This window comes from Janthinobacterium sp. MP5059B (assembly GCF_001758645.1).
Lineage (GTDB): Bacteria > Pseudomonadota > Gammaproteobacteria > Burkholderiales > Burkholderiaceae_D > Janthinobacterium > Janthinobacterium lividum.
In genome coordinates, this window is record NZ_LRHX01000004.1 from 144,009 (window position 1) to 164,559 (window position 20,551).

At 63.8% G+C, this 20,551-nt stretch carries 18 protein-coding genes; 7 read left to right on the forward strand and 11 right to left on the reverse strand.

The genetic code is table 11. The features are described 5' to 3' along the window. Positions 1–55: 55 nt before the first annotated feature. Positions 56–841, reverse strand: coding sequence for a head GIN domain-containing protein (locus tag JAB1_RS03010; protein ID WP_070278689.1), 786 nt, complete (start codon positions 839–841; stop codon positions 56–58). A 188-nt stretch (positions 842–1,029) separates the two neighbouring features. On the opposite strand from JAB1_RS03010, the gene JAB1_RS03015 reads away from it, so the two are divergent. Beyond that, positions 1,030–1,665, forward strand: a complete 636-nt coding sequence (locus tag JAB1_RS03015) for an SAM-dependent methyltransferase (protein WP_070224987.1) — start codon at positions 1,030–1,032, stop codon at positions 1,663–1,665. 52 nt (positions 1,666–1,717) lie between these two features. Here JAB1_RS03015 and JAB1_RS03020 read toward each other — a convergent pair whose 3' ends face one another. The 4 genes from JAB1_RS03020 to JAB1_RS03035 all read right to left on the reverse strand — a co-directional run bounded on the left by JAB1_RS03020 (position 1,718) and on the right by JAB1_RS03035 (position 4,494). Continuing rightward, positions 1,718–2,143, reverse strand: coding sequence for a transcriptional regulator (locus JAB1_RS03020; RefSeq protein WP_083299535.1), 426 nt, complete (start codon positions 2,141–2,143; stop codon positions 1,718–1,720). Next, entirely contained in the window at positions 2,131–2,412 is a 282-nt protein-coding gene (locus JAB1_RS03025) for a type II toxin-antitoxin system HigB family toxin (protein ID WP_070278691.1), read from the reverse strand. Before JAB1_RS03025 ends, JAB1_RS03020 begins: the two co-directional genes overlap by 13 nt. Before the next feature lie 76 nt (positions 2,413–2,488). Then, a complete protein-coding gene (locus JAB1_RS03030; RefSeq protein WP_034786177.1) occupies positions 2,489–3,763 on the reverse strand; it encodes a cytochrome c in 1,275 nt (424 codons plus the stop codon). Continuing rightward, positions 3,760–4,494 carry a c-type cytochrome gene (locus tag JAB1_RS03035; protein WP_070278693.1) on the reverse strand — a complete coding sequence of 245 codons (735 nt, stop codon included), beginning with the start codon at positions 4,492–4,494 and terminating at the stop codon, positions 3,760–3,762. Before JAB1_RS03035 ends, JAB1_RS03030 begins: the two co-directional genes overlap by 4 nt. A gap of 163 nt (positions 4,495–4,657) precedes the next feature. Between JAB1_RS03035 and JAB1_RS03040 the strand changes: the two genes are divergently transcribed. Together JAB1_RS03040 and JAB1_RS03045 are read left to right on the forward strand one after the other, a co-directional pair. Beyond that, a complete protein-coding gene (locus JAB1_RS03040; protein ID WP_070278695.1) occupies positions 4,658–6,070 on the forward strand; it encodes a PLP-dependent aminotransferase family protein in 1,413 nt (470 codons plus the stop codon). A 100-nt stretch (positions 6,071–6,170) separates the two neighbouring features. Next, a complete protein-coding gene (locus JAB1_RS03045; protein WP_034786172.1) occupies positions 6,171–6,518 on the forward strand; it encodes a DUF4870 domain-containing protein in 348 nt (115 codons plus the stop codon). 21 nt (positions 6,519–6,539) lie between these two features. Here JAB1_RS03045 and JAB1_RS03050 read toward each other — a convergent pair whose 3' ends face one another. The 3 genes from JAB1_RS03050 to JAB1_RS03060 are packed head-to-tail and all read right to left on the reverse strand — an operon-like array spanning position 6,540 to position 8,155. Beyond that, entirely contained in the window at positions 6,540–6,968 is a 429-nt protein-coding gene (locus JAB1_RS03050) for an SMI1/KNR4 family protein (protein WP_070278698.1), read from the reverse strand. A gap of 20 nt (positions 6,969–6,988) precedes the next feature. Further along, positions 6,989–7,636 (reverse strand): 3'-5' exonuclease, encoded by a 648-nt coding sequence (locus tag JAB1_RS03055; protein WP_070254960.1) that lies wholly within the window; start codon positions 7,634–7,636, stop codon positions 6,989–6,991. A gap of 9 nt (positions 7,637–7,645) precedes the next feature. Next, complete coding sequence (locus JAB1_RS03060; protein WP_034786166.1) at positions 7,646–8,155, reverse strand: ProQ/FINO family protein; 510 nt, start codon at positions 8,153–8,155, stop codon at positions 7,646–7,648. A gap of 569 nt (positions 8,156–8,724) precedes the next feature. On the opposite strand from JAB1_RS03060, the gene rpoD reads away from it, so the two are divergent. Beyond that, positions 8,725–11,283, forward strand: a complete 2,559-nt coding sequence (gene rpoD / locus JAB1_RS03065) for an RNA polymerase sigma factor RpoD (RefSeq protein WP_070254958.1) — start codon at positions 8,725–8,727, stop codon at positions 11,281–11,283. 66 nt (positions 11,284–11,349) lie between these two features. Here the strand turns inward: rpoD and JAB1_RS03070 are convergent, their stop codons facing one another. The 3 genes from JAB1_RS03070 to ppc all read right to left on the reverse strand — a co-directional run bounded on the left by JAB1_RS03070 (position 11,350) and on the right by ppc (position 17,362). Next, positions 11,350–12,492 (reverse strand): hypothetical protein, encoded by a 1,143-nt coding sequence (locus JAB1_RS03070; RefSeq protein ID WP_070278699.1) that lies wholly within the window; start codon positions 12,490–12,492, stop codon positions 11,350–11,352. 55 nt (positions 12,493–12,547) lie between these two features. Next, complete coding sequence (locus JAB1_RS03075) at positions 12,548–14,344, reverse strand: PAS domain S-box protein (RefSeq protein WP_070278701.1); 1,797 nt, start codon at positions 14,342–14,344, stop codon at positions 12,548–12,550. A 177-nt stretch (positions 14,345–14,521) separates the two neighbouring features. After that, positions 14,522–17,362 (reverse strand): phosphoenolpyruvate carboxylase, encoded by a 2,841-nt coding sequence (gene ppc / locus JAB1_RS03080; RefSeq protein WP_070278703.1) that lies wholly within the window; start codon positions 17,360–17,362, stop codon positions 14,522–14,524. A gap of 243 nt (positions 17,363–17,605) precedes the next feature. Between ppc and hemC the strand changes: the two genes are divergently transcribed. From hemC to JAB1_RS03095, 3 genes are read left to right on the forward strand one after another with little or no spacing between them, the layout of a single operon-like run. After that, on the forward strand, positions 17,606–18,631 hold the full coding sequence (hemC, locus tag JAB1_RS03085; RefSeq protein WP_275527761.1) for a hydroxymethylbilane synthase: 1,026 nt from the start codon (positions 17,606–17,608) through the stop codon (positions 18,629–18,631). Next, a complete protein-coding gene (locus tag JAB1_RS03090) occupies positions 18,624–19,406 on the forward strand; it encodes a uroporphyrinogen-III synthase (RefSeq protein ID WP_070278846.1) in 783 nt (260 codons plus the stop codon). The genes hemC and JAB1_RS03090 overlap by 8 nt, the downstream gene beginning before the upstream one ends. Continuing rightward, a complete protein-coding gene (locus JAB1_RS03095; protein ID WP_034786161.1) occupies positions 19,403–20,551 on the forward strand; it encodes a uroporphyrinogen-III C-methyltransferase in 1,149 nt (382 codons plus the stop codon). The genes JAB1_RS03090 and JAB1_RS03095 overlap by 4 nt, the downstream gene beginning before the upstream one ends.

Sequence of the window (20,551 nt, forward strand, 5' to 3'; positions counted from 1 at the left end):
ACCGTTTGCAACGCAAAAAGCCCGGATCGCTCCGGGCTTTTGTCATTGCGGGCGCTCAGTTCGGCGCACTGCCCAGCCGCTTGATGCTGCTCGAACGCTGCATGCTGCGGCTGATGCGCGGATCGCCGTAGTAGCTGACTTCGCCCGAGCCGCCGATGCTGATGGTCAAGTCATCCTTGGCCCACACCTGCGCCTCGCCCGAGCCGCCGATGCTCACCTGCACCTCGCGTGCGGCCAGCTTGCCCGCCTGGATATTGCCCGAGCCACCGATGGAGGCCGTCAGTTGCTCCGTCTTGCCGCTGGCCTTGAAGTTGCCGCTGCCGCCGATGGCGACGGAGACCTGGCGGCTGTCGAGGTCGCGCGCGTGGATGGAGCCGGAGCCGCCCACGTCGAAGCGCAGATTCTCGGCGCGCAAGCCCGTGGCCGTGATGTTGCCCGAGCCGCCCACGCTGATGCGTTCCACCTGGCGCGCCTGGATGACGATGGTCAGGCTGCTCTGGCGGAAGTTGGCATTGCGCTTGGCGGGGCGGATGCGCAAGGTGCCGTTCTCCACCGCCGTCTCGATCAGCGGCAGGATATTGTCGTCGGCCTCGATGCTGATGCTGTCCGTGTTGCCAATACGCAATTCGACCGTGCCCGGTACGTTCAGCGCCACGGCATGGAAACTGCCCACTTCGCGCGTCTGCTTTTGCAGCTTGCCGCTGCCCTGGATGCTGTTGCCGGAAATCCAGTCGAGCGGCGACGCCAGCGCCGGCGCGGCCGGGATGGCCAGCGCGCAGGCGGCCAGCAGCAGGGTGGTCACGGCGCGGGCATGGCGGGCTTGGAAAATTGCGTGTGTCATTCTTGCTCCCTGTTTGGAATTGGACTGTGTGCATGGTATGCCAGCCGGCCAGGCTTGCGTACCGCGCTGCGACAGACTGCACCGGCAGCGGCATGGAATGCAGGAGGATGCGACAGGATGGCATGAGGTATCATGCCGGTATTGGACATACGACGACCGGCTCGCGCCGCTCACACTACTGGAATTACATGCTGATCATCACCATCAAACAGGGCAAGGAAAAGAGCTTGCTGGGCCAATCGTGGATCTACGCGTCCGCGATTGAAAAAGTCGAGGGCAAGCCGCAGGAAAAAATGAAGCCGGGCTCGACGGCCATCGTGCAAAGCTCGTCGAAGCAGTTCATCGCCCGCGCCGCCTACAATTCGAAGTCGCAGATCCGCGCGCGCATCTGGAGTTTCAAGGAAGACGAACCTGTCGACCACGCGCTGATCAAGCGCCGCGTCAAGGCCGCCATCGAGAAAAAACTGCCAGCCATCAAGAAGGCGGGCGAAAACCAGCTGCTGACCCTGATCAAGGGCGAAGACGAGGGCTTGCCCGGCCTGGTGGTGCAGCTGTTCGGCGGCGTGCAAGGCTACCTGATCTGCGAATTCAACGCCGGCGGGGTCGATGCGTGGAAAGTGGCCATCGTGCAATCGCTGATGGCGTCCACCGGTTGCGTGAACGTGTACGAGCGCTGCGACGACCTGATGCGCAAGGGCGAAGGCTTGCCCCTGATCGACGGCGCCCTGGCCGGGGAAGAGCCGCCCGATGAAGTCATGTTGACGGACAACGGCGTGCGCTATGCGCTGGATTTGAAGACAGGGCACAAAAGCAAGTTCCGCTGAGAATTGCTGCTTGACGTGAAAAAACCGGCGCTGGCCGGTTTTTTTTATTGGCTTACGCCATGAACACACTGGCGGGAACATTGAACCGTTGTGTCAGGGCCTTGATCTGCCGCACATTCAATGCTCGTTTGCTGCTGAGTATTTCAGAGACGACGCCCTGGGTGCCAATTTCCGGCAGGTCGGATTGCGTCAGTGCATGCTGTTCCATCAACAGGCGCAGTGTGGCGGCAGGCGAGACGGCGGCAGGCGGAAAATGCTCCTGATCGTAGTCGCCGATCAGCCGGCCGATACTGTCAACCAGACCGGCCAGCGGATGCTGTTCATCGGCCGCCCCGGCGTCCAACAGATGCTGCAATACGCTGACAGCCTGTTCATAAGCGGCCGCATCAGGAATTGCCTGCAGAGGAACGAGCTTGGACAGGGCTTGATAGTGGACAGTGATTTCCGTAATTATTTCACGATGCATCAGGGTTTCCATGCGTCGTACTCCTTATGCGTCAATACTTCCCGGATGAATAGCAGCTGGCGATTGAAGTGAATCGCGGCGATGATCCGGTACTTGTTGCCGCCGATATTAAAAACATAGTAATCACCGACGCGATCGGTGGCGTTAAATGTCGACTTCAGCACGGCGAAATTGGCAAACGGCCGCGATTCGATGATCTTGCGCCACGCTTGCATGGGTTCGCCCGCCAGCGGGTGTTTTCTGGCGAAATCCATCAAAGCCTTGTTGGCGACGATGCGCATATGTCAAAGCGATGCCGTGACGAAGTGATATCGTGATGTACAGATTATCTCAATTTGAGATAATCGTCAAACGGCGCTACTCCAGCGGCACGCTGCGGTACTTGTTCACCTCCAGGGCCGACACGGCCGGCGCATCATTGCCCCACGACGCGCGCAGATAGGTCACCACGGCGGCCACTTCCGCATCATCCATGACGGGGCCGAACGGCGGCATGCCGTAGGGGCGCGGGTTGCCGCGGGTTCCGGGCGCAAAGCCGCCGTTGAGCACGAGGCGGATGGCGTTCACGGCCGACTCCGTCGTCAGCGCGCGGTTGCCGGCCAGCGGCGGGTAGCCGGGCGGCACGCCCTTGCCGTCGTCCTGGTGGCAGCTCGCGCATTGCGCCTCATACAGTTTCGCGCCCAGCGCCAGTTGCTGCCGGGCTTGCTCCGACGTGTCGCGCGGCGCCCGTTGCGCGGGCTGCGCGGGGCCGGGCAGGCTTTTCAGGTAGACGGCCATCGCTTGCACGTCGGCCGTGCTCATGTGCTGCAAGCTTTGCCGCACCACCTCGGCCATGGGACCGAAGACGGTGGCGCGCGGCGAGACGCCTGTTTGCAGCAATGCCACGATATGCGCCGTGTCCCAGTCGCCGAGGCCCGCTTCCGCATCCGACGTCAGCGACGGCGCGTACCAGCCCAGCACGGGGATCAGGCCGCCCGACAGGCCGTCGTCGCTTCCGCCCAGCGTCGTGCGGCTGCTATGGCAGGCGCTGCAGTGGCCCAGGCCCTGTACCAGGTAGGCGCCGCGGTTCCATTCCATGCTTTGCGTCGTGAGCGGCTGGTACACGCCCGGCTTGAAGTACAGAGCGCGCCAGGCGGCCAGCGCGATCTGCTGGTTGTAGGGGAAGCGCAGCGCGTGCGGCGCGTTTGCCTGCTTGTGCGGCTTCACGCTCTGGAAATACGCATACAAGGCATCGCTGTCCTCGCGCTTTACCTTGGTGTAGCTGGTGTACGGAAAGGCCGGATACAGCAGCCGGCCATCCTTCGACTTGCCGTTGTGGATGGCGCGCCAGAAATCGTCGGCCGTCCAGCTGCCGATGCCCGTTTCCTTGTCGGCCGTGATGTTGGGCGAAAGCACCTTGCCGAACGGCGTCTGCAAGGCGCGTCCACCGGCATACGGCACGCCGCCGCGCGTCGTGTGGCAAGCCATGCAGTCGCCCGCCTTGGCCAGGTAGGCGCCGCGCGCGACCAGCTGTTCCTGGTTCAGGGTGCTGGCGGCGGCCGGCGGTCCCACGTCGTCCGCCGGCCATAGCAGAAATTTGGCGCCAGCCGCGCCGATGGCGACGATGGCGGCTGCGATCATCCATTTTTTCATGGCGCCACCTGCGCGGCGGAGCCCGGCACGCCGCCGCAATGCAGCGGCAAGGGCAGGGTGATGCTGCTGGCGGGGCGCGCGTCGGCCGATGCCACTTGCGTGCCCAGCCAGGCCGAGACGGCGCCCACGTCCGCGTCCGACAGGCGCTGCGCTACCTGCGCCATGCAGTCGGGCGCATGGGCGCGGCGGATGCTGTTCTTCCAGGCGCCCAGCTGGGCGTTGATATAGTCGCGCGGCAAGCCCAGCAAGCCGGGGATGGCGGGCGCCACGCCAGCCAGCTGCTGGCCATGGCAGGCGATACAGGCGGGAATCTTTTTGCCGGCATCGCCTTGCAGCACCAATTGTTTGCCGCGCGCCAGGGCCGTCGTGCCGGCGCCGCTGGGCTGGGCCGGCGGCGGGGCCGGGTGCTGTGCCGCAAAATACTCGGCAATTTCGCGCAGATAATCGTCGGGCAAGTGTTCCACCATATAGTTCATCAGCGGATACTGGCGCCGTCCCTCGCGAAAGTTCAGCAGCTGGTGGTACAGGTAGCCGGCCGGCTTGCCGGCGATGCGGGGAAAGAAGGCGTCGTGGCGCTCCTGTTGCGCATGACAGGCCGTGCACGCCTTGATGCGCTGTTCCAGGCTGTCGTGGCTGGCGGAGATGGCGGCGGGCGCGGCCAGCGTCATGCCGGGCAGTGCGACGGCCAGGGCCAGGGTCAGCACCGGCACGAGGGGGAAATGCAGTAGCATGGAAAGTCGCATGGGAAATGGCATGGGAAATGAGCTGTCTCGTCGGTCGGGATGGCGTGCCGGTGTTGCTGCCCGGATGTTGTTACCCTAGCATATACCGGGTGCTGTCACTGTGACAGGATCAGTTGTGCAATAAAACTACGGATCAGTTTGAGGAGCAGGGTTGAAACGATATGAGGAATTGGCGGAAGAAGTCGCCGCCATGATCAGCGCGCAGTTGTTGCTGCCTGGCGATAAGCTGCCCTCCGTGCGCCAGCAGCATGCGCGCAGGGGCGTGAGCCCGTCGACGGTGTTCCAGGCCTACTATTTGCTCGAAGCGCGCGGCATGATCGTCTCGCGGCCCCGCTCCGGCTATTACGTGGCGCCGCAGCGCGCCGCGCTGGCGCCCGAGCCGGACAGTTCCCATCCGCTCGACGCCAGCACCACCGTCGATGTCAGCGACCTCGTGTTCGAGGTGCTGGGCGCCGTGGGCGTGCGCGATATCGTGCCCTTCGGTTCGGCTTTTCCCAGCCCGCATCTGTTTCCGATGGAACGGCTGGCACGGGCCGTATCGGCCAGCATGCGCCGCCTCGACCCGTGGAGCACCGTCACGGATTTGTCACAGGGCAATGCGGAGCTGCGCCGCCAGATCGCCCTGCGCTACCAGCTCGACGGCGTGCTCGTGTCCAGCGACGACATCGTCATCACGAATGGCGCGCTGGAAGCGCTGAACCTGTGCCTGCAAGCCGTCACGCGGCCCGGCGACACGGTGCTGATCGAGTCGCCCAGCTTCTATGCGTGCCTGCAGGCGCTGGAGCGGCTGGAACTGAAGGCGGTGGAAATTGCCACCAGTCCGCGCGACGGCGTCGACCTGGCGGCGCTGGAAGAGTTGCTGCAGCGCCACCGGCCCAAGGCGTGCTGGCTGATGACGAATTTCCAGAATCCCCTGGGCAGCCTGATGCCGCCGGAAAAGAAGCGCGCGCTGGTCGAACTGCTGGCGCGCCATGGCGTGCCGCTGATCGAGGATGACGTGTATGGCGAGCTATACTTTGGCAAGCAGCGTCCAGGCCTGACGAAAAGCCATGACAGCGCGGGTCTGGTGATGCATTGCAGCTCGTTTTCCAAGACCCTGGCGCCCGGCTTTCGCCTGGGTTGGGCCGTGGCGGGCCGCTACGCGCGCCAGGTCGAGCGCTTGAAACTGACCACCAGCCTGTCGGCGCCGATACCGCTGCAGATGGCGCTGGCCGACTACCTGGCGCAGGGCGGCTACGACCGCCATTTGCGCCAGCTGCGGCTGACCCTTGCGGCGCAGCAAAGTACCATGCTGCAAGCCATTGCCGTGCATTTTCCGCCCGGCACGCGGGTCACGCGGCCGCAGGGCGGCTATTTCGTCTGGGTGGAAATGCCAGCCGGTATCGATGCGCTGGCCCTGCACCGCAGCGCGCTGGCGGCCGGCATCAGCATTGCGCCCGGCCCCATTTTTTCCGCCACGCGCGCGTTTCGCCACTGTATCCGCCTCAATTATGGCCACCCCTGGAGCCCGCAGCTGGAAGAGGCCATCGCCACCCTGGGGCGGCTGGCGCTGGCGGCGGCGTAGCGTAGAACAAAAAAAAGTCCCTGGCGACAGCAAGTGTTTCATTCCAAAAAGAAATATTGCTGTTATATTGGTGTATCTATAACTAATGATGGGAATGATAATGGATAACACGCAGCCGGAAGTGGGTCGTACGCAAGATACGACGATCGCCATTCTGTCCCATGTTGGCGGCCTGTTCACCAGCTGGGTGGCGCCGCTGATCATTTATTTGATCAAGAAGGACGATGCGGATAAATTCTCGGCCGAGAACGCCCGCGAAGCGCTGAATTTCCAGATCACCCTGATCATCTGGTATTTCGCCTGCTTCATCCTGTCGTTCGTGCTGATCGGCCTGTTCCTGTTCTGGATCGTGGCGCTGGCCAACCTGGTGTGCTCGATCGTCGCGGCCGTGAAGGCAAGCAATGGAGTCACTTACCGTTATCCCCTGACCTTGCGGCTCGTCAAATAAGACTGCGCCGGCCGCCGGGTTTCAGCCCGGGCGGCCGGGCAGTATCAGGAATGCTGCAAAGCCGGGCGCCACCGCAGTGGCGGCGCCTGTTTCGTGCGACCACAGCACGACCACCGGTTCACCGGTCGGCCCCGTTTGTGCATAGTCAAAACAATAGTAATCGCCCGTGCCGAACTGGGCGAAGGGCAGCAGGCTACTGGCGTCGTTGCCGCTGTCGCCCATACTCTCCAGCCATTCCTGCCAGCCTTCACGGTAGTGGCGCGTGATCGATTCCCATGTCTTGCGCGCATGGTCCGCGTCGTAGACGGGAAATACAGTCAAGGCGCCCAGCGCGCGGCCATTGTTCGCCAACAACCATTGCACATGGGACGCGGGCAGTTCGCGCCCCAGCGCCTGTTCGGCGGCGGCGATCGCGTCAAGCGTGGTGCCGATGGACTTGCTCTTGTTCATGCTGCAGAAGGCGCGCCTGCTCAGGCGGCGATGGGTGGCGGGGCCGGTGGCGTGCTGGCGCGCGGGGCTTTTTGCGGCGCCACTTTGCCGCCGTCGGCGATCCAGCGGCGGTACACGCGCAGGGCCACTTGCGCATCGTCGGCCGCGTACAGGATCTGCTTTTCCGTCAGGCGCGACGTGGCCCAGTTGGTGGTGGAGATCTTTTTCGATTTCTGCAGGTGCAGGCCGAAGAACTTCGCCACGGCCGTCTTCGCGCCCAGGTCGTTGCGCTGGCCGCCGCGCAGGGCGACGGACAGGTCGAGCACCTGGGCCGGGGCGATGCCCAGCTTGTTGCGCAGGCGCTTGACGTCGTCGGACAGGCCAAAACCCACTTTCAGGGTGGTGGTCGATTCGAGGATGGCTTTCAGTTCGGCCAGGGCCGGCGCCGGCGTGCTGCCCACCTGGAACAGGTAGGCGATGTCGTCGGTGGCCAGCTGGATCAGATGGGGGCCCGTGGAGGACTCGCCCTTCACAAAAGTCGGCTTCGATTCCGTATCGAAGCCGATGGCGTCCGCTGCCAGCAGGGCGGCCATGGCCGCTTTTGCATCATCGCTGGTGCGTACCAGCTTGACGTGGTCGAGGGCAATGCCTTGATAGGGGGGCAGTGGCGGTGCGGCAGCTGTGTCCATGAAACCGGATCAGCCTTTGCGCGAGAATTTCGCGGTCAGCTGATTCAGTTTTTCCAGGCGCAAACGGCTCGCTTCTTCCGCGGCGGCCGCGTCGCGCTCGGCTTTCTTGCGCTCGGCTTCCTTCTTGAAGCGTTGCTGCAATACTTGCGTGGCGTGGTCGCGGTGGGTTTGCGTCACTTCCGCGCCGGCGGTGCCGTCGAGGTCGTAGCGTACCTTGGCTTTTTCCATCACGCGCAGGTAGCGCAGCGAACCCGTGTGGATGCCCAGCGCCGTGCGCATCAGCTTGCGGTCCAGGTCCGGCAGGCGCGCCAGGATCTGCTTGTCGATACCGATCGACAAGGGCAGGCAATCGCGGAATGGCGGGAATTGCTCCTGGAACTGCTTCAGCAGGGCGCGCGCGGTCAGGCCGGCAGGTGCCGGCGTGGTCGCTGCGGCCGGTGCCGCCGCTGGGGCTGCATCGACTGGCGTGTCAGGAGTGGTGGCTTGCTGGTCTGGCGTGGAGCTGGTCATCGACATCATTGGTTGGGCTATAAAAGGGGAGCATAGCACGCGCCACAGGCAAGTGCATTGTCTTTTTTGGCAACTTGCGCTGCGATCTGCCTGCGCGTGGCTGGCCGTGCCAAGCGCGAAATGCGGGAAATGTGTATAATGTCGGCTTGCGCTGATGACTGGACCCCGTATTTGACGGTCTGGCTCAGGTGTGCAGGGGATAGGAGCAGTGCGGTGCAGGGCCACGATTATTGATATTTTTGATATCAGATATTTTGTTTATCAATTATCCAGATAACTGGCCTTCGTGCATAATCTTGCTCTCCGCTGTGTCTTCACTGAACAACAATAGATTCAAGCCCGTTCTGGTACGGGCTTTTTTTCATTCCGCAATGTACATCGCTTATTTATCTGACCCGGCTTCGGCCCCGCCGCTCCCCATGACGGATGCGCGGGCTTTGAACGTCCCGATAGACAGGCGCCGCTGCCGTTAACACGGCAGCCGCAACAATACGCTCCATCGAGTCCGGTTTCGCAGGCTTAGGTGGAATCATTCACTTCGCGCCGACACCATCTGGTCTCGCATTAAGAGATATCTCATGAAGAATACGCCAAAAACTTTAACGTTGTCCGCCAAGGCGCCACGCCCAGCTGCGGCGCCACTTGCCGTACCCAAAACGACTTTATCTTACTTCATCGATAATGCGCAAGCGAATCCGGAAGCCACGGTGACGACGGCGCCGACCGTCGTCACCGTGGTGAAGAAAAGCCGCTCGCGCCTGGCTGCCGTGCCACCGGCCGAGTCGGCTGCGGAAGCGGCCGTCAGCGCACCGGCCGCCGAGGCTGTTGCCGACGTGGCCGAAGCCGCCGAAGCCGCACCGGCGAAAACCCCAAGCGTGAAGATCGCTCCCGGCGCCAAGGCCCCGGCCGCGCCGCGCAAGGTCAGCGAAAGCGCCGCCACGAACAAGGTGGTGACGGCAGCCCGTTCGAAAGTCGTGCGCGCCAAGCCTGAAGCGGCGCCCGTGACCATCATCACCGGCGCGCAAGTGGTCAGCAAGACCACGGACGCCGATGCCCTGGCCGCCATCGATACCTCGAATTACTTCCTGCCCACCGTCAAGGTGCCGGGCCGCCGTGGCCGCAAACCGAGCGAATTCACGCCGGAAAACGATGAAGTGGCAGCGCTGAACGCCGTCGAACGCGCCGAACTGAAGGCCGTGTCGAAAGCGCGCGACCGCAAGGCCAAGGGCGGCCTGGCGGACGCACTGGGCGATCCGGAAGCATCGGCAGCGGACCTGGAACGCCGCCGCAAGCAGATCACGGGCTTGATCAACATGGGCAAGGAACGCGGTTTCCTGACCTATGCCGAGATCAATGACCAATTGCCGGAAAACATCATCGATCCGGAAGCGATCGAAGGCATCATCGCCACCTTCAACGACATGGGCATCGCCGTCTACGAGCGCGCCCCTGACGCGGAAAGCCTGTTGTTGACTGACAACGTCGCCACCGTCACCAGCGACGATGAAGTGGAAGCGGCTGCCGCGACCGCCCTGTCGACCGTCGACTCCGACTTCGGCCGCACCACCGACCCCGTGCGCATGTACATGCGTGAAATGGGCGCCGTGGCGCTGCTGACGCGCGAAGGCGAGATCGAGATCGCCAAGCGCATCGAAGGCGGCCTGAAGGACATGATCCAGGCGATTTCCGCCTGCCCCACCACCATCGGCGAAATCGTTGCGCTGTCGCAAAAAATCGCGCGCGACGAAATCAAGGTCGATGAAGTGGTCGACGGCTTTGTCGATTTGAACGAAAGCAATGCCCCGGCGCCCGCCGCTGCCCCCGCGCCTGCCGCCGCCAGCGGTGACGACGAGGAAGAGGAAGAAGAAGCCGAGGAAGAAGACGGCGACGCCAATGGCGGCGCGGCCGGTTTCTCCAGCGAACAGCTGGCCCAGCTGAAAAAGAATGCGTTGGAGAAATTCAACGTCATTTCGACGCAGTACGACAAGATGCGCAAGGCGCCCGAGGGCTACAACTCGAAAGCCTACATCAAGGCGCAGGAAGCCATTTCGCAGGAATTGCTGGGCATCCGCTTCACGGCCAAGGTCGTCGAAAAGCTGTGCGACACCCTGCGCGGCCAGATGGAAGAAGTGCGCCACATCGAGCGCGCCGTGCTGGAACTGTGCGTGAACAAATGCGGCATGCCGCGCGCCCACTTCATCAAGGTGTTCCCGGGCAATGAATGCGACCTGGAATGGGTCGACCGCGAAGTCGATTGCAAGTATCCGTACAGCGCCATCCTCAGCCGCAACGTGCCTGCCGTCAAGGAACTGCAAAAGAAGATGATCGACCTGCAAGCCCGCGTGGCCTTGCCGCTGGCTGACTTGCGCAAGATCAACAAGCAGATGGCTGCCGGCGAAAAGCGTGCCCGTCACGCGAAACGCGAAATGACGGTGGCCAACTTGCGCCTCGTGATTTCGATCGCCAAGAAATACATCAACCGCGGCTTGCAATTCCTCGACCTGATCCAGGAAGGCAACATTGGCTTGCTGAAGGCCGTCGACAAGTTCGAATACCGCCGCGGCTACAAGTTCTCGACCTACGCCACCTGGTGGATCCGCCAGGCCATCACGCGTTCGATCGCCGACATGGCCCGCACTATCCGCGTGCCGGTGCACATGATCGAAACGATCAACAAGATGAACCGCATCTCGCGTCAGATCATGCAGGAAACGGGCAGTGAGCCGGACCTGGCGACCCTGGCCGTCAAGATGGAAATGCCGGAAAACAAGGTGCGCGAGATCATGAAGATCGCGAAAGAGCCGATTTCCATGGAAACGCCGATGGGCGAAGATGGCGATTCGCAACTGGGCGACTTCATCGAAGACAACACGACCCTGGCGCCGCTGGACGCCGCACTGCACGCGTCGATGCGCAACGTGATCAAGGAAGTGCTCGATTCCCTGACGCCGCGCGAAGCGAAAGTGCTGCGTATGCGTTACGGCGTGGAAATGTCGAACGACCACACGCTGGAAGAGGTGGGCAAGCAGTTCGACGTGACGCGCGAGCGTATCCGCCAGATCGAAGCGAAAGCCATGAGCAAGCTGCGCCAGCCTTCGCGTTCGGACAAGCTGAAAACCTTCTTGACTCAAAATTAAGTAGTCAGCAGGCAATAAAAAAGGAGGCGTGAGCCTCCTTTTTTTACGCCCGTGCCGCGCGCGGCCTTACAGGAAATGCATGCGCTGGCCCGACACGCCGGCGCGGTGACGGCGCCGCAGCTGGTACAGCGCCACGCCGCTGGCGCCGAGGATGAAGGTGATGACCAGCCAGTCCAGCGGGGTGCGGCGCGGTGGCGGCGGTGGCGACGCTTGCGACGGCACGGCGAAGGCCTGGAATTTATGTCCCGTATAAATGGCGCCCACCACCAGCCCGCCATCCGTGATCTTGTTGGTCAGGTACAGGCCGTCGTCGCGCCGGCGCACCGTCATCACGCCTTCCTTGTAGACAAAGGTCATCGGTTCGAAGCCGTTGATGCTGACGCTGCCGACCACGTGTCCGGCCGCGTTGACGGCCGTGGCGTAGCTGTCGCCCTGGCCGATCAGGGCGCCCAGGTCGAGCATGCGCTTGCCGTCCCAGGCAAAGGCGTGCCAGCGGCGCTTCTCCGTTTCCGAAGCGCCCACGACCAGGCCCGCGTCATTGATGGCGGTGGCCGAGCTGATGCGCCCGCCGGGCAGGGTGCCGATTTCCTGCATGCCCACGCCGGGGCGGTAGACGAAGGCGCGGCGGTAGCCATCGCCGCGCTGGGCCGTGCCGACCACCACGCCATGGCTGTTCAGGCCGCTGGCATAGCTGCTGGCGCCGCCCAGGGTGCCCAGGTCTTGCAGGCTGTGGTCGGCTTTCGTGACAAAGGCGTGGAAATCGCCGCCGCTGGTATCGGCATAGCCGGCCACCTGGCCGCCGCGCGCGATGGCCGTGGCATAGCTGCTGGTGCCGCCCAGGGTGCCCAGGTCGCGCATGCCGCCCGCTGCGTCGTAGTGAAAGGCGTGCCAGGCGCCGCTGGCCGTCTGCGCCGAACCGACCACCACGCCATGGATATTGATGGCCTTGGTGAAACCTTCACCACCGCCCAGGGTGCCCAGCTCGCGGATGCGGCCATGCTGATACGTCACGGCGCGGCGCCGTCCTTCTTGCTCCATGATGATGCCGGCCACCAGGCCCGCCGGATTCAGGTCGGAGGCGATGCTGCCGTTGCCATCCCTTTCACCAAAGCCGCGTTCGGCATAGAGGGTGGCGCTGGCGGTGGGGACGGCGGCCAGCAGGCACAGGCCGAGCAGTGGGGCGTGGAAGCGGGGGAACCGTGGCGGCATGATAGTTTCCTCAAAGAAAAAACTTAATATACTTTTTAATGTCGAGAATACATACTTAATTTGCTACTGTTTTTGATAATTCCTGTATTTCATCATGCCCGGCTGGCGCGCCTTTCCTCGCCTGCGGCAGGTGGATGGCCAGCACCGTGCCCTGGCCCGCCTGGCTGTCGATGCGCAGTTCGCCTCCCAGCGCGTGGACGCGTTCGCGTATGCTTTTCAGGCCGAAGGCGGCCTTCTTGCCGTGGTCGTCCGGCTGCATGCCGATGCCGTTGTCGCTGATGCGCAGCACGATGGCGTCCGTATCCTGCGCCAACGCCACCTTCACTTCGCTGGCCTGGGCGTGGCGCACGATGTTCGACAGCGATTCCTGCAGCACGCGGAAGATGGCCGACGTCTGGCGCTGGTCCAGGCCCAGGTCGGGCACCTCGCTGTCGAGCGATAGCTGGTAACGGATGGCGCCGCGGCTTTCCATCTGGCGTATCAGCCATTCGGCCGCCGGGCCCAGGCCCAGCTCCAGGGTGCTGGGATGCAAGTCATTGATGATGGTGCGCACCGAGCGGATGGTGGCGTCGATGGTGTCGAGCACGCGCTGGGCGTGGCGGTGCAGGCGCGGGTGGGTCTTGGCCGTGCGCGCATGCAGCAGCGACACATCGATGCGCAGCACCATCAGGTTCTGGCCCAGGTCGTCATGAATGTCGAGCGCGATGCGCCGCCTTTCCTCTTCCTTGATGGTCTGCTGGTGGTCGGTCAGTTCGCGCAGTTGGGCCAGGGTGCGCTGCAGGTTCTCCTCGTTGCGCTTGCTTTCCGTGATGTCGATGCCCATGGCGATGATCATCTGCGGCCGGCCTTGCGCGTCGAAGATGGGTTTTTTATGCGTCTGCAGCAGGCGGTTTTCCTGCAGCCGCGCATTCCATACCAATTCTTCGCGGATCACCACCTGGCGGCTGGCAAACGCTTCCTGGTCCGCCGCATGGAATGCCTGGGTCTGGTCCGAGGGAAAGTGCTGCACGTCGCGTCCCTCGGCGATATCCTGGAATAGCACGCCCCATTGCTGCTCGCAGGCCTGGTTCATCAGCAGCATGCGCGAATCGGCGTCTTTCAGGAACAGCGACAGGGGCATCATGGAAATGATGTCCTGCAGCCGCTCTTCGCTGCGCGCCAGTGCCGCTTCCGTTTGTGCGCGCATGGCGATTTCCGCGGAGAGCTGGAGATTGACATCGAGCAGCTGGGCCGTGCGCAGGGCCACGCGGTTTTCCAGTTCCGCATGGGCGACGCTCAGCGCGTGTTCGGCCCGCTTGTGTTCCGTGATGTCGCTGGCCAGCACGAGGGCGCCCGTCAGGCTGCCTTGGGGGTCGTACAGGCAGCGGCCGCTGATCATGGCCCAGCGTTCCGAGCCATCGCTGTGCCGGTAATGCAGTTCTCCCATGCAGCTATCCGTGGCTGTCTGGCGCAGCGGACACAGGCGCAGCAAGGTAGCCTCGTCGTGGAATTCCTCCATGGTATGGTCCAGCAGCAGCTCGGCGGGGAGGCCCAGCATGTCGCACAGGCGCTGGTTGACGTGCAGGATGCGGCCGTGCGCGTCCGTTTGCCACATGCCGTCCTGCGCCGCTTCGCTCAGGTCGCGGTAGCGCATGGCGCTGGCATCGAGCTGCTGGCGCGTGCTGGCCAGGTGGGCGCGCAGCGTGCGCATCAGCCACATGGCGATGCAGGCGGCGGCCGTCAGCAGCAGGGCCAGCCAGACATGTTCCCAGAAGTCGAGTGCCTGCCAGGCTGCGCCTGCCAGCCAGCCCAGCATGATCAGGATGAGGGCGGCGCATGCCGTACTCAGCGTTTCAATCGACCATTTGCTCATCCGCGTCCCTGGCGTCATGGTTGGCCGCTGCGGTGCGCCTGGCGCCGAAGAGGGAAAAGTATCTGACGCTAGTGTAATACCAAATGTTGTTTTATTGAGAATATTTTTCCATTGAGCAAGCAAAAGGGCCGGCCCTTGCGGTGCCGGCCCCTGCCTGCCGATGGTAATGTGACTCTATCAGCCCGTATTGCGCAGGCCGGCCGCCACGCCATTGATCGACAGCTGGATGCCGCGGTGCACCCTTTCATCGATCCGGCTTTCCGCCGACAGGGCGCGGTTGCGCTTGATCAATTCCACTTGCAAGTGGTTCAGCGGATCGAGATAGGCGAAGCGGTTCTGGATCGAGCGGGCCAGCAGGGGATTGCCCGCCAGGCGCTCGGTATTGCCGGTGATCAGCTCCAGGCAGCGCAAGGTGTTGCCATGCTCGTCCGTGATGCGCTTGTAGATGCGTTCGCGCAAGTCCTGGTCCGCCACCAGTTCCGCATAGCGCGAGGCAATCGCCAGGTCCGTCTTGGCCAGCACCATGTCCATGTTCGACAGCAGGGTGGCGAAGAATGGCCATTCGGCATGCATGGCGCGCAGGGTGGCGATCCTTTCATCCTGCGCGGCGCCGTCGGCCTGCCTGATCCAGGCTTCGATGGCGCTGCCAAAGCCGAACCAGCCCGGCAGCAGCAGGCGGCACTGGCCCCAGGAAAAGCCCCAGGGAATGGCGCGCAAGTCTTCGATGCGCTGGTTGGCCTTGCGCGAGGCGGGGCGCGAACCGAGGTTCAGTTCGGCGATTTCCGCAATCGGCGTAGCCGAGAAGAAATACTCCGTAAAACCCGGCGTTTCATACACGAGGTGGCGGTAGGCGTGGTAGGCGAGGTCCGACAGTTCCGCCATCACGGCTTCGAACTGCGCCAGCTGGCTGTTGCGGGCCGGATTGGCTTCCTGCGGCGCCAGGCTCGCTTCCAGGGTGGCGGCGACCAGCAATTCCAGGTTGCGCCGGCCGATTTCCGCGTTGGAAAACTTCGAGGCGATGATCTCGCCTTGCTCCGTCAGGCGGATCTGGCCGTTGACGGTGCCCGGCGGCTGGGCCAGGATGGCTTCGTAGCTGGGGCCGCCGCCACGGCCCACCGTGCCGCCGCGGCCATGGAACAGGCGCAGCTTGACGCCGGCCTTTTGAAAATCGGACACCAGCGCCAGTTCCGCCTTGTACAGTTCCCAGTTGGAGGTAAGGAAACCGCCATCCTTGTTCGAATCGGAATAGCCGAGCATGACTTCCTGCAACTGGCCCTGCTTGGCGATCAATTGCTTGACCAAGGGCAAGGCCATGACCTGGCTCATGATGCCGGCCGCGCGCTGCAGGTCGGGTATCGTTTCGAACAGGGGGATGACCATCAGCTCGCAGGTGCTGTCGCCAGTTTGCCAGTCGGTGCGCAGCAAGCCGGTTTCCTTTTGCAGCAGCAATACTTCCAGCAAGTCGGACACGGTTTCCGTGTGCGAGATGATGTAGTTGCGGATGGCTCGCGCGCCGTAGCGCTGGCGGATGTCGCGCGCCGCGCGCAGAATCGCCAGCTCGGAATCCGTTTCCGCAGCGTAGCTGATGTAGGGCGAGTACAACAAACGCGGCTGGGCCAGTTCGTTCAGCAGCAGCGCTTGCTTATCTTCCTCGGACAGGGCCGCGTAATCGGCGGCCACGCCGCTTTTCGCGAACAGGTCGGCCAGTACGCGTTCGTGCACGTCCGAGGTCTGGCGCATGTCGAGCGAGGCCAGGTGGAAACCGAAGATGTCGGCCGCGCGCGCCAGGGTGGCCAGGCGCGGGCGCACGAGGGCGGCGCCGTGGTGGGACTCGAGCGAGGCGACGATGGTGCGCAAGTCGGCCACAAAGGCGGCCGCGTCAGGGTAGGCGGCTGCGGCGCCCACCTCCTTGCGCAGGATGTTGGTGGCGCCCAGGGCGCGGGCCGTGGCGGCCAGGCGCGCATAGATGCCGATCAGGGCGCGGCGGTACGGTTCGTCGCTGCGGTGCGGCGAGGCGTCCGGAGACTGGTCGGCCAGCGCCTGCAGTTCGCCGCTCACGCCCACCATCAGGGTCGAGACGGACAATTCCGCGCCCAGCGCGTGCACTTCGTCGAGGTAAAAGTCGAGGATGGTGGTGGCGTGGCGCGCCAGCGCGTGCTGCATGGTGCCCGCGTTGACGTTCGGATTGCCGTCGCGGTCGCCGCCGATCCAGCTGCCCATCTGTACGTAGGCGGCATTGATCGGTTCGATGGTGCCATTGCCGTTCGGGTACTCGGCGGCGATGTCGTCCTCGATATCGTCATACAGGCCCGGCAGTTCGCGCAGGAAGGTGATGCGGTAGTAGGACAGGGCGTTTTCGATTTCGTCGGCCACCGTCAGCTTCGAATAGCGCAGCATGCGCGTCTGCCACAGGGTGGCTACGCGCGAGCGCAGCAGCTGCATGTTGGCGTGCCGCTCTTTCGGCGTCTGCGGCAAGTCGCGCTCGGCCAGCAGGCGGGCGATGTCGTGCTCGGCGTCGAGGATGCTCTTGCGCTGCACTTCCGTCGGGTGGGCCGTCAGCACGGGGGCGATCAGGGCGTCCTGGAAGAAGGTGTCGACGGTCTTGCGCGGCACGCCGGCGGCGCGCAGTTTTTTCAGCGCGAAGCTGACGCTGCCCTTTTGCGCCGGCGAGCCGGCCAGCAAATGGGCGCGTCGGCGGCGGATGTGGTGCTGGTCTTCCGCAATGTTGGCCAGGTGCGAAAAGTAGGAAAAGGCGCGCACGACGGAAATCGTCTGTTCGCGGCTCAGTTCCTTGAGCATGGCGTCGAGCTCCAGCGCGGCGCCCGCGTCCGCTTCGCGGCGAAAGCGCACGGAAGTCTGGCGTATGGTTTCCACCACATTGAAGACGGCGTCGCCTTCCTGTTCGCGCAGCACGTCGCCCAGCAGGCGGCCCAGCAGGCGGATGTCTTCTTTCAGTGGCGCGTCCTTGTCGGAGCCGGCCGCTGGAACTATTTCTGGTGCTACTGCGTCATTGAGCATAATAAAGAACCAAAGTAAGTGTAAAAGCAAGGGAATGTGGATCGCACCGGGCGTTTGGCCGCAGAGGGGAGGGGGCGCATGATAAAATTTGTGGTCTTCAACATGGACGCTAGCCTGACTTGGCCTTCTAGGCCAAGGGATAACGATTATAGCGACGCCAAGCGCCTTTTCGATACAAATTGATATCGGACGGGCCAAATGGCAACGATAATGACAACGACAGCCACAGCGAAAGAACTTGTTTTGAAAGCATCCGAATTGACCCCGAATGAATTGCCCGTGAACGAATTGACGCCGAAGATTCCTGCCCGCCTGGTGATCGCCACGCGCGAGAGCCGTCTTGCCATGTGGCAAGCTGAACACGTGCGCGCGCGCCTGGCCGCCCTGTATCCGCAGTGTAGCGTTGAAATTCTCGGCATGACCACACGCGGCGACCAGATTCTGGACCGCGCCCTGTCCAAGGTAGGCGGCAAGGGCCTGTTCGTCAAGGAGCTGGAAGTGGCGATGGAAGAAGGCCGCGCCGACCTGGCCGTGCATTCGCTGAAAGACGTGCCGATGGAGTTGCCGGAAGGCTTTGCCCTGGCCGCCATCCTCGAGCGCGAAGACCCGCGCGATGCGTTCGTCTCGAACGACTACGCCAGCCTGGCCGAGCTGCCGCATGGCGCCGTCGTCGGCACCAGCAGCCTGCGCCGCCAGTCGCTGATCGCCGCGCGCTATCCGCACCTGACGATTTTACCGCTGCGCGGCAACCTCGATACGCGTTTGGGCAAGCTGGACCGTGGCGACTACGCCGCCATCATCCTGGCCGCCGCCGGCTTGAAACGCCTGGGCCTGGCGTCGCGCATCCGCGCCGTGCTGGCGCCGGAAGACAGCCTGCCGGCCGCCGGCCAGGGCGCCATGGCGATCGAAATCCGCAGCGGGCGCGCGGACGGCGCCGACCTGGTGCGCCTGCTGGCGCCGCTGAACCACACCGATACGGCGCAAGCCGTCACGGCCGAGCGCAAGGTGTCGAAGATCTTCGGCGGCAGCTGCCAGATTCCGCTGGCCGCGTTCGCGATAGTCGACGGTGGCAACATGCGCTTGCGCGCCATGGTCGCCACGCCGGACGGCGCGCGCATGGCCAGCGCCGACGTCAGTGGCCCGGCCGGTGCGCCGGAACAGCTGGGTGAGCAGGTGGCCGAACTGCTGCGCGGGCAAGATGCCGCCGGCATCCTCGCCTCGTGCGCCGTCACACCCGACAACCATGAAGGCCTGGCGCCGCATGCCTGACACCGTGGTGATCACGCGGCCCGCGGCGCAAGCGGGGCCGCTGGCCGCCAAAATCGCGGCGCTGGGCTTGCCCGTGCAACTGCTGCCGCTGCTGGAAATCCACGCGCTTGACGGCGAGGACGAATGCGCGCAGCTGCAAGCCGTGCTGGCGCGCCTGGCCGAATATGACCTGGTGGCGTTCGTCTCGCCCAACGCCATCGACTGCGTCTTTGCGCACTTGCCCGCCTGGCCGCCCGGCCTGCCGCTGGCCGTGGTGGGCGAGGGCAGCAGGATGGCATTGGGGGTGCATGGCGTCACGGATGCGAATGCCAACATCACGAGTCCGCTCGATGCGGCGCGCAGCGATTCCGAACATCTGTTGCTGGCGCTGGACTTGCCGGCCCTGCGCGGCAAGCGCGTGCTGATCGTGCGCGGCGATGGCGGACGCGATTATCTGGCCGACGGCTTGCGCGCCGCGGGCGCCGCAGTCGAGTTCGTCACGGCCTACCGCCGCAAGGTGCCAAGGCTGACGCCGGCCTTGCGGGCGACCCTGGAAAATCTGTTGCAGCATAATAATGACTGGATCATCACCAGCTCGGAAGCGCTGCGCGGTCTGCTGGCGCTGCTGGGCGAAATGGATGCTGAAAAGACAGTTGTTGTGAAAATGCAACAGCAGCATCTGATCGTGCCGCACGCCCGCATTGCACAAACGGCGGCGGCCCTGGGTTTTGCCCGTGTCACCTTGACAGGATCAGGCGACGCAGGAGTGCTCGCCGCGTTACAATCACGACCATGAACGAAATGCCTACACTCTCCGAACCGAATGCAACGCCTGGCAGCGCCGTGAAGACGGCGCCGCAGGCGGCCGACCAACCTGCCGGCCGCGCGCCGACCCTGCTCGAACAGCTGCAAAAGCCCATGAGCATCGCCGTCATCGTACTGGCCGTGCTGCTGGCTGCGCAAAGCTGGTCGACCAGCAAGCAGATCCGCAACCTGCGCGAAGAAGTGGCCAAGCGCCTGCAAAAGGGCGATGTCAGCAACGCCGAAACGGGCGTGCTGGCGCGCAACGTGCAAGAAGGCACGAAAGAGCTGGAAATCAAGGTGGGCGCGCTGGAAAACCGCCAGAGCGAAACGCAAAGCCAGCAGCTGGCCCTGGAACAACTGTACAACGACTTGTCGAAGAACCGCGACGAGTGGGCGCTGACGGAAATCGAGCAAGTGCTGTCGACGGCCAGCCAGCAGCTGCAGCTGGCCGGCAACGTGCCTGGCGCGCTGATCGCTCTGCAAAACGCGGACCGCAGCCTGTCGCGTTCCGACAAGCCGCAATTCATCACCATCCGCCGCGCCATCGGGCGCGACATGGAAAAACTCAAGGCCCTGCCCAGCGTCGATTCGACGGGCGTGGCCCTGCGCCTCGATGCCGTGATCGCCCAGGTCGACTCCTTGCCGATGCTGTCCGACGAAACGCCGGCCTTGCCGGCCGCGCCGGAAAAACCGGGCAAGGCCAAGCCCGTGCGCGATGCGAGCGGCAAGCTGATGGGACCGCCTGCGCCGGAACCGCTGCTGCAAAAAGTGCGCGACGGCTGGAATACCTGGAGCGGCGACATGTGGGCCGACGTGCGTCAATTGATCCGCATCCGCCGCGTCGATACGCCGGAAGCGCTGATGCTGTCGCCGACGCAATCGTATTTCTTGCGTGAAAACGTCAAGCTGCGCCTGCTCAATGCCCGCATGGCCTTGTTGTCGCGCAATGAAACGGCCTTCCGCAACGACTTGATCGCGGCGCAGGATGCGCTGGCCAAGTATTTCGACACCCGCGCCAAGAGCACGCAGACGGCGCAAGCCTTGCTGCGCCAGGTGCAGGGCAGCAACCTGGCCATCGAGATGCCAACCTTGTCCGACAGCCTGACGGCTGTGCGCAACTACAAAGCGAAGTCCTGA

Bases quoted from the DNA above. Each gene is read 5' to 3' on its own strand.
- JAB1_RS03050 (WP_070278698.1), bottom strand. From the start codon at position 6,968: ATGAACAAGAGCAAGTCCATCGGCACCACGCTTGACGCGATCGCCGCC.
- JAB1_RS03030 (WP_034786177.1), bottom strand. From the start codon at position 3,763: ATGAAAAAATGGATGATCGCAGCCGCCATCGTCGCCATCGGCGCGGCT.
- JAB1_RS03025 (WP_070278691.1), bottom strand. From the start codon at position 2,412: ATGCGCATCGTCGCCAACAAGGCTTTGATGGATTTCGCCAGAAAACAC.
- JAB1_RS03020 (WP_083299535.1), bottom strand. From the start codon at position 2,143: ATGGAAACCCTGATGCATCGTGAAATAATTACGGAAATCACTGTCCAC.
- JAB1_RS03010 (WP_070278689.1), bottom strand. From the start codon at position 841: ATGACACACGCAATTTTCCAAGCCCGCCATGCCCGCGCCGTGACCACC.
- ppc (WP_070278703.1), bottom strand. From the start codon at position 17,362: ATGCTCAATGACGCAGTAGCACCAGAAATAGTTCCAGCGGCCGGCTCC.
- JAB1_RS03015 (WP_070224987.1), top strand. From the start codon at position 1,030: ATGCTGATCATCACCATCAAACAGGGCAAGGAAAAGAGCTTGCTGGGC.
- JAB1_RS03045 (WP_034786172.1), top strand. From the start codon at position 6,171: ATGGATAACACGCAGCCGGAAGTGGGTCGTACGCAAGATACGACGATC.
- JAB1_RS03035 (WP_070278693.1), bottom strand. From the start codon at position 4,494: ATGCTACTGCATTTCCCCCTCGTGCCGGTGCTGACCCTGGCCCTGGCC.
- JAB1_RS03060 (WP_034786166.1), bottom strand. From the start codon at position 8,155: ATGATGTCGATGACCAGCTCCACGCCAGACCAGCAAGCCACCACTCCT.
- rpoD (WP_070254958.1), top strand. From the start codon at position 8,725: ATGAAGAATACGCCAAAAACTTTAACGTTGTCCGCCAAGGCGCCACGC.
- JAB1_RS03055 (WP_070254960.1), bottom strand. From the start codon at position 7,636: ATGGACACAGCTGCCGCACCGCCACTGCCCCCCTATCAAGGCATTGCC.
- JAB1_RS03090 (WP_070278846.1), top strand. From the start codon at position 18,624: ATGCCTGACACCGTGGTGATCACGCGGCCCGCGGCGCAAGCGGGGCCG.
- JAB1_RS03070 (WP_070278699.1), bottom strand. From the start codon at position 12,492: ATGCCGCCACGGTTCCCCCGCTTCCACGCCCCACTGCTCGGCCTGTGC.
- JAB1_RS03075 (WP_070278701.1), bottom strand. From the start codon at position 14,344: ATGAGCAAATGGTCGATTGAAACGCTGAGTACGGCATGCGCCGCCCTC.
- JAB1_RS03095 (WP_034786161.1), top strand. From the start codon at position 19,403: ATGAACGAAATGCCTACACTCTCCGAACCGAATGCAACGCCTGGCAGC.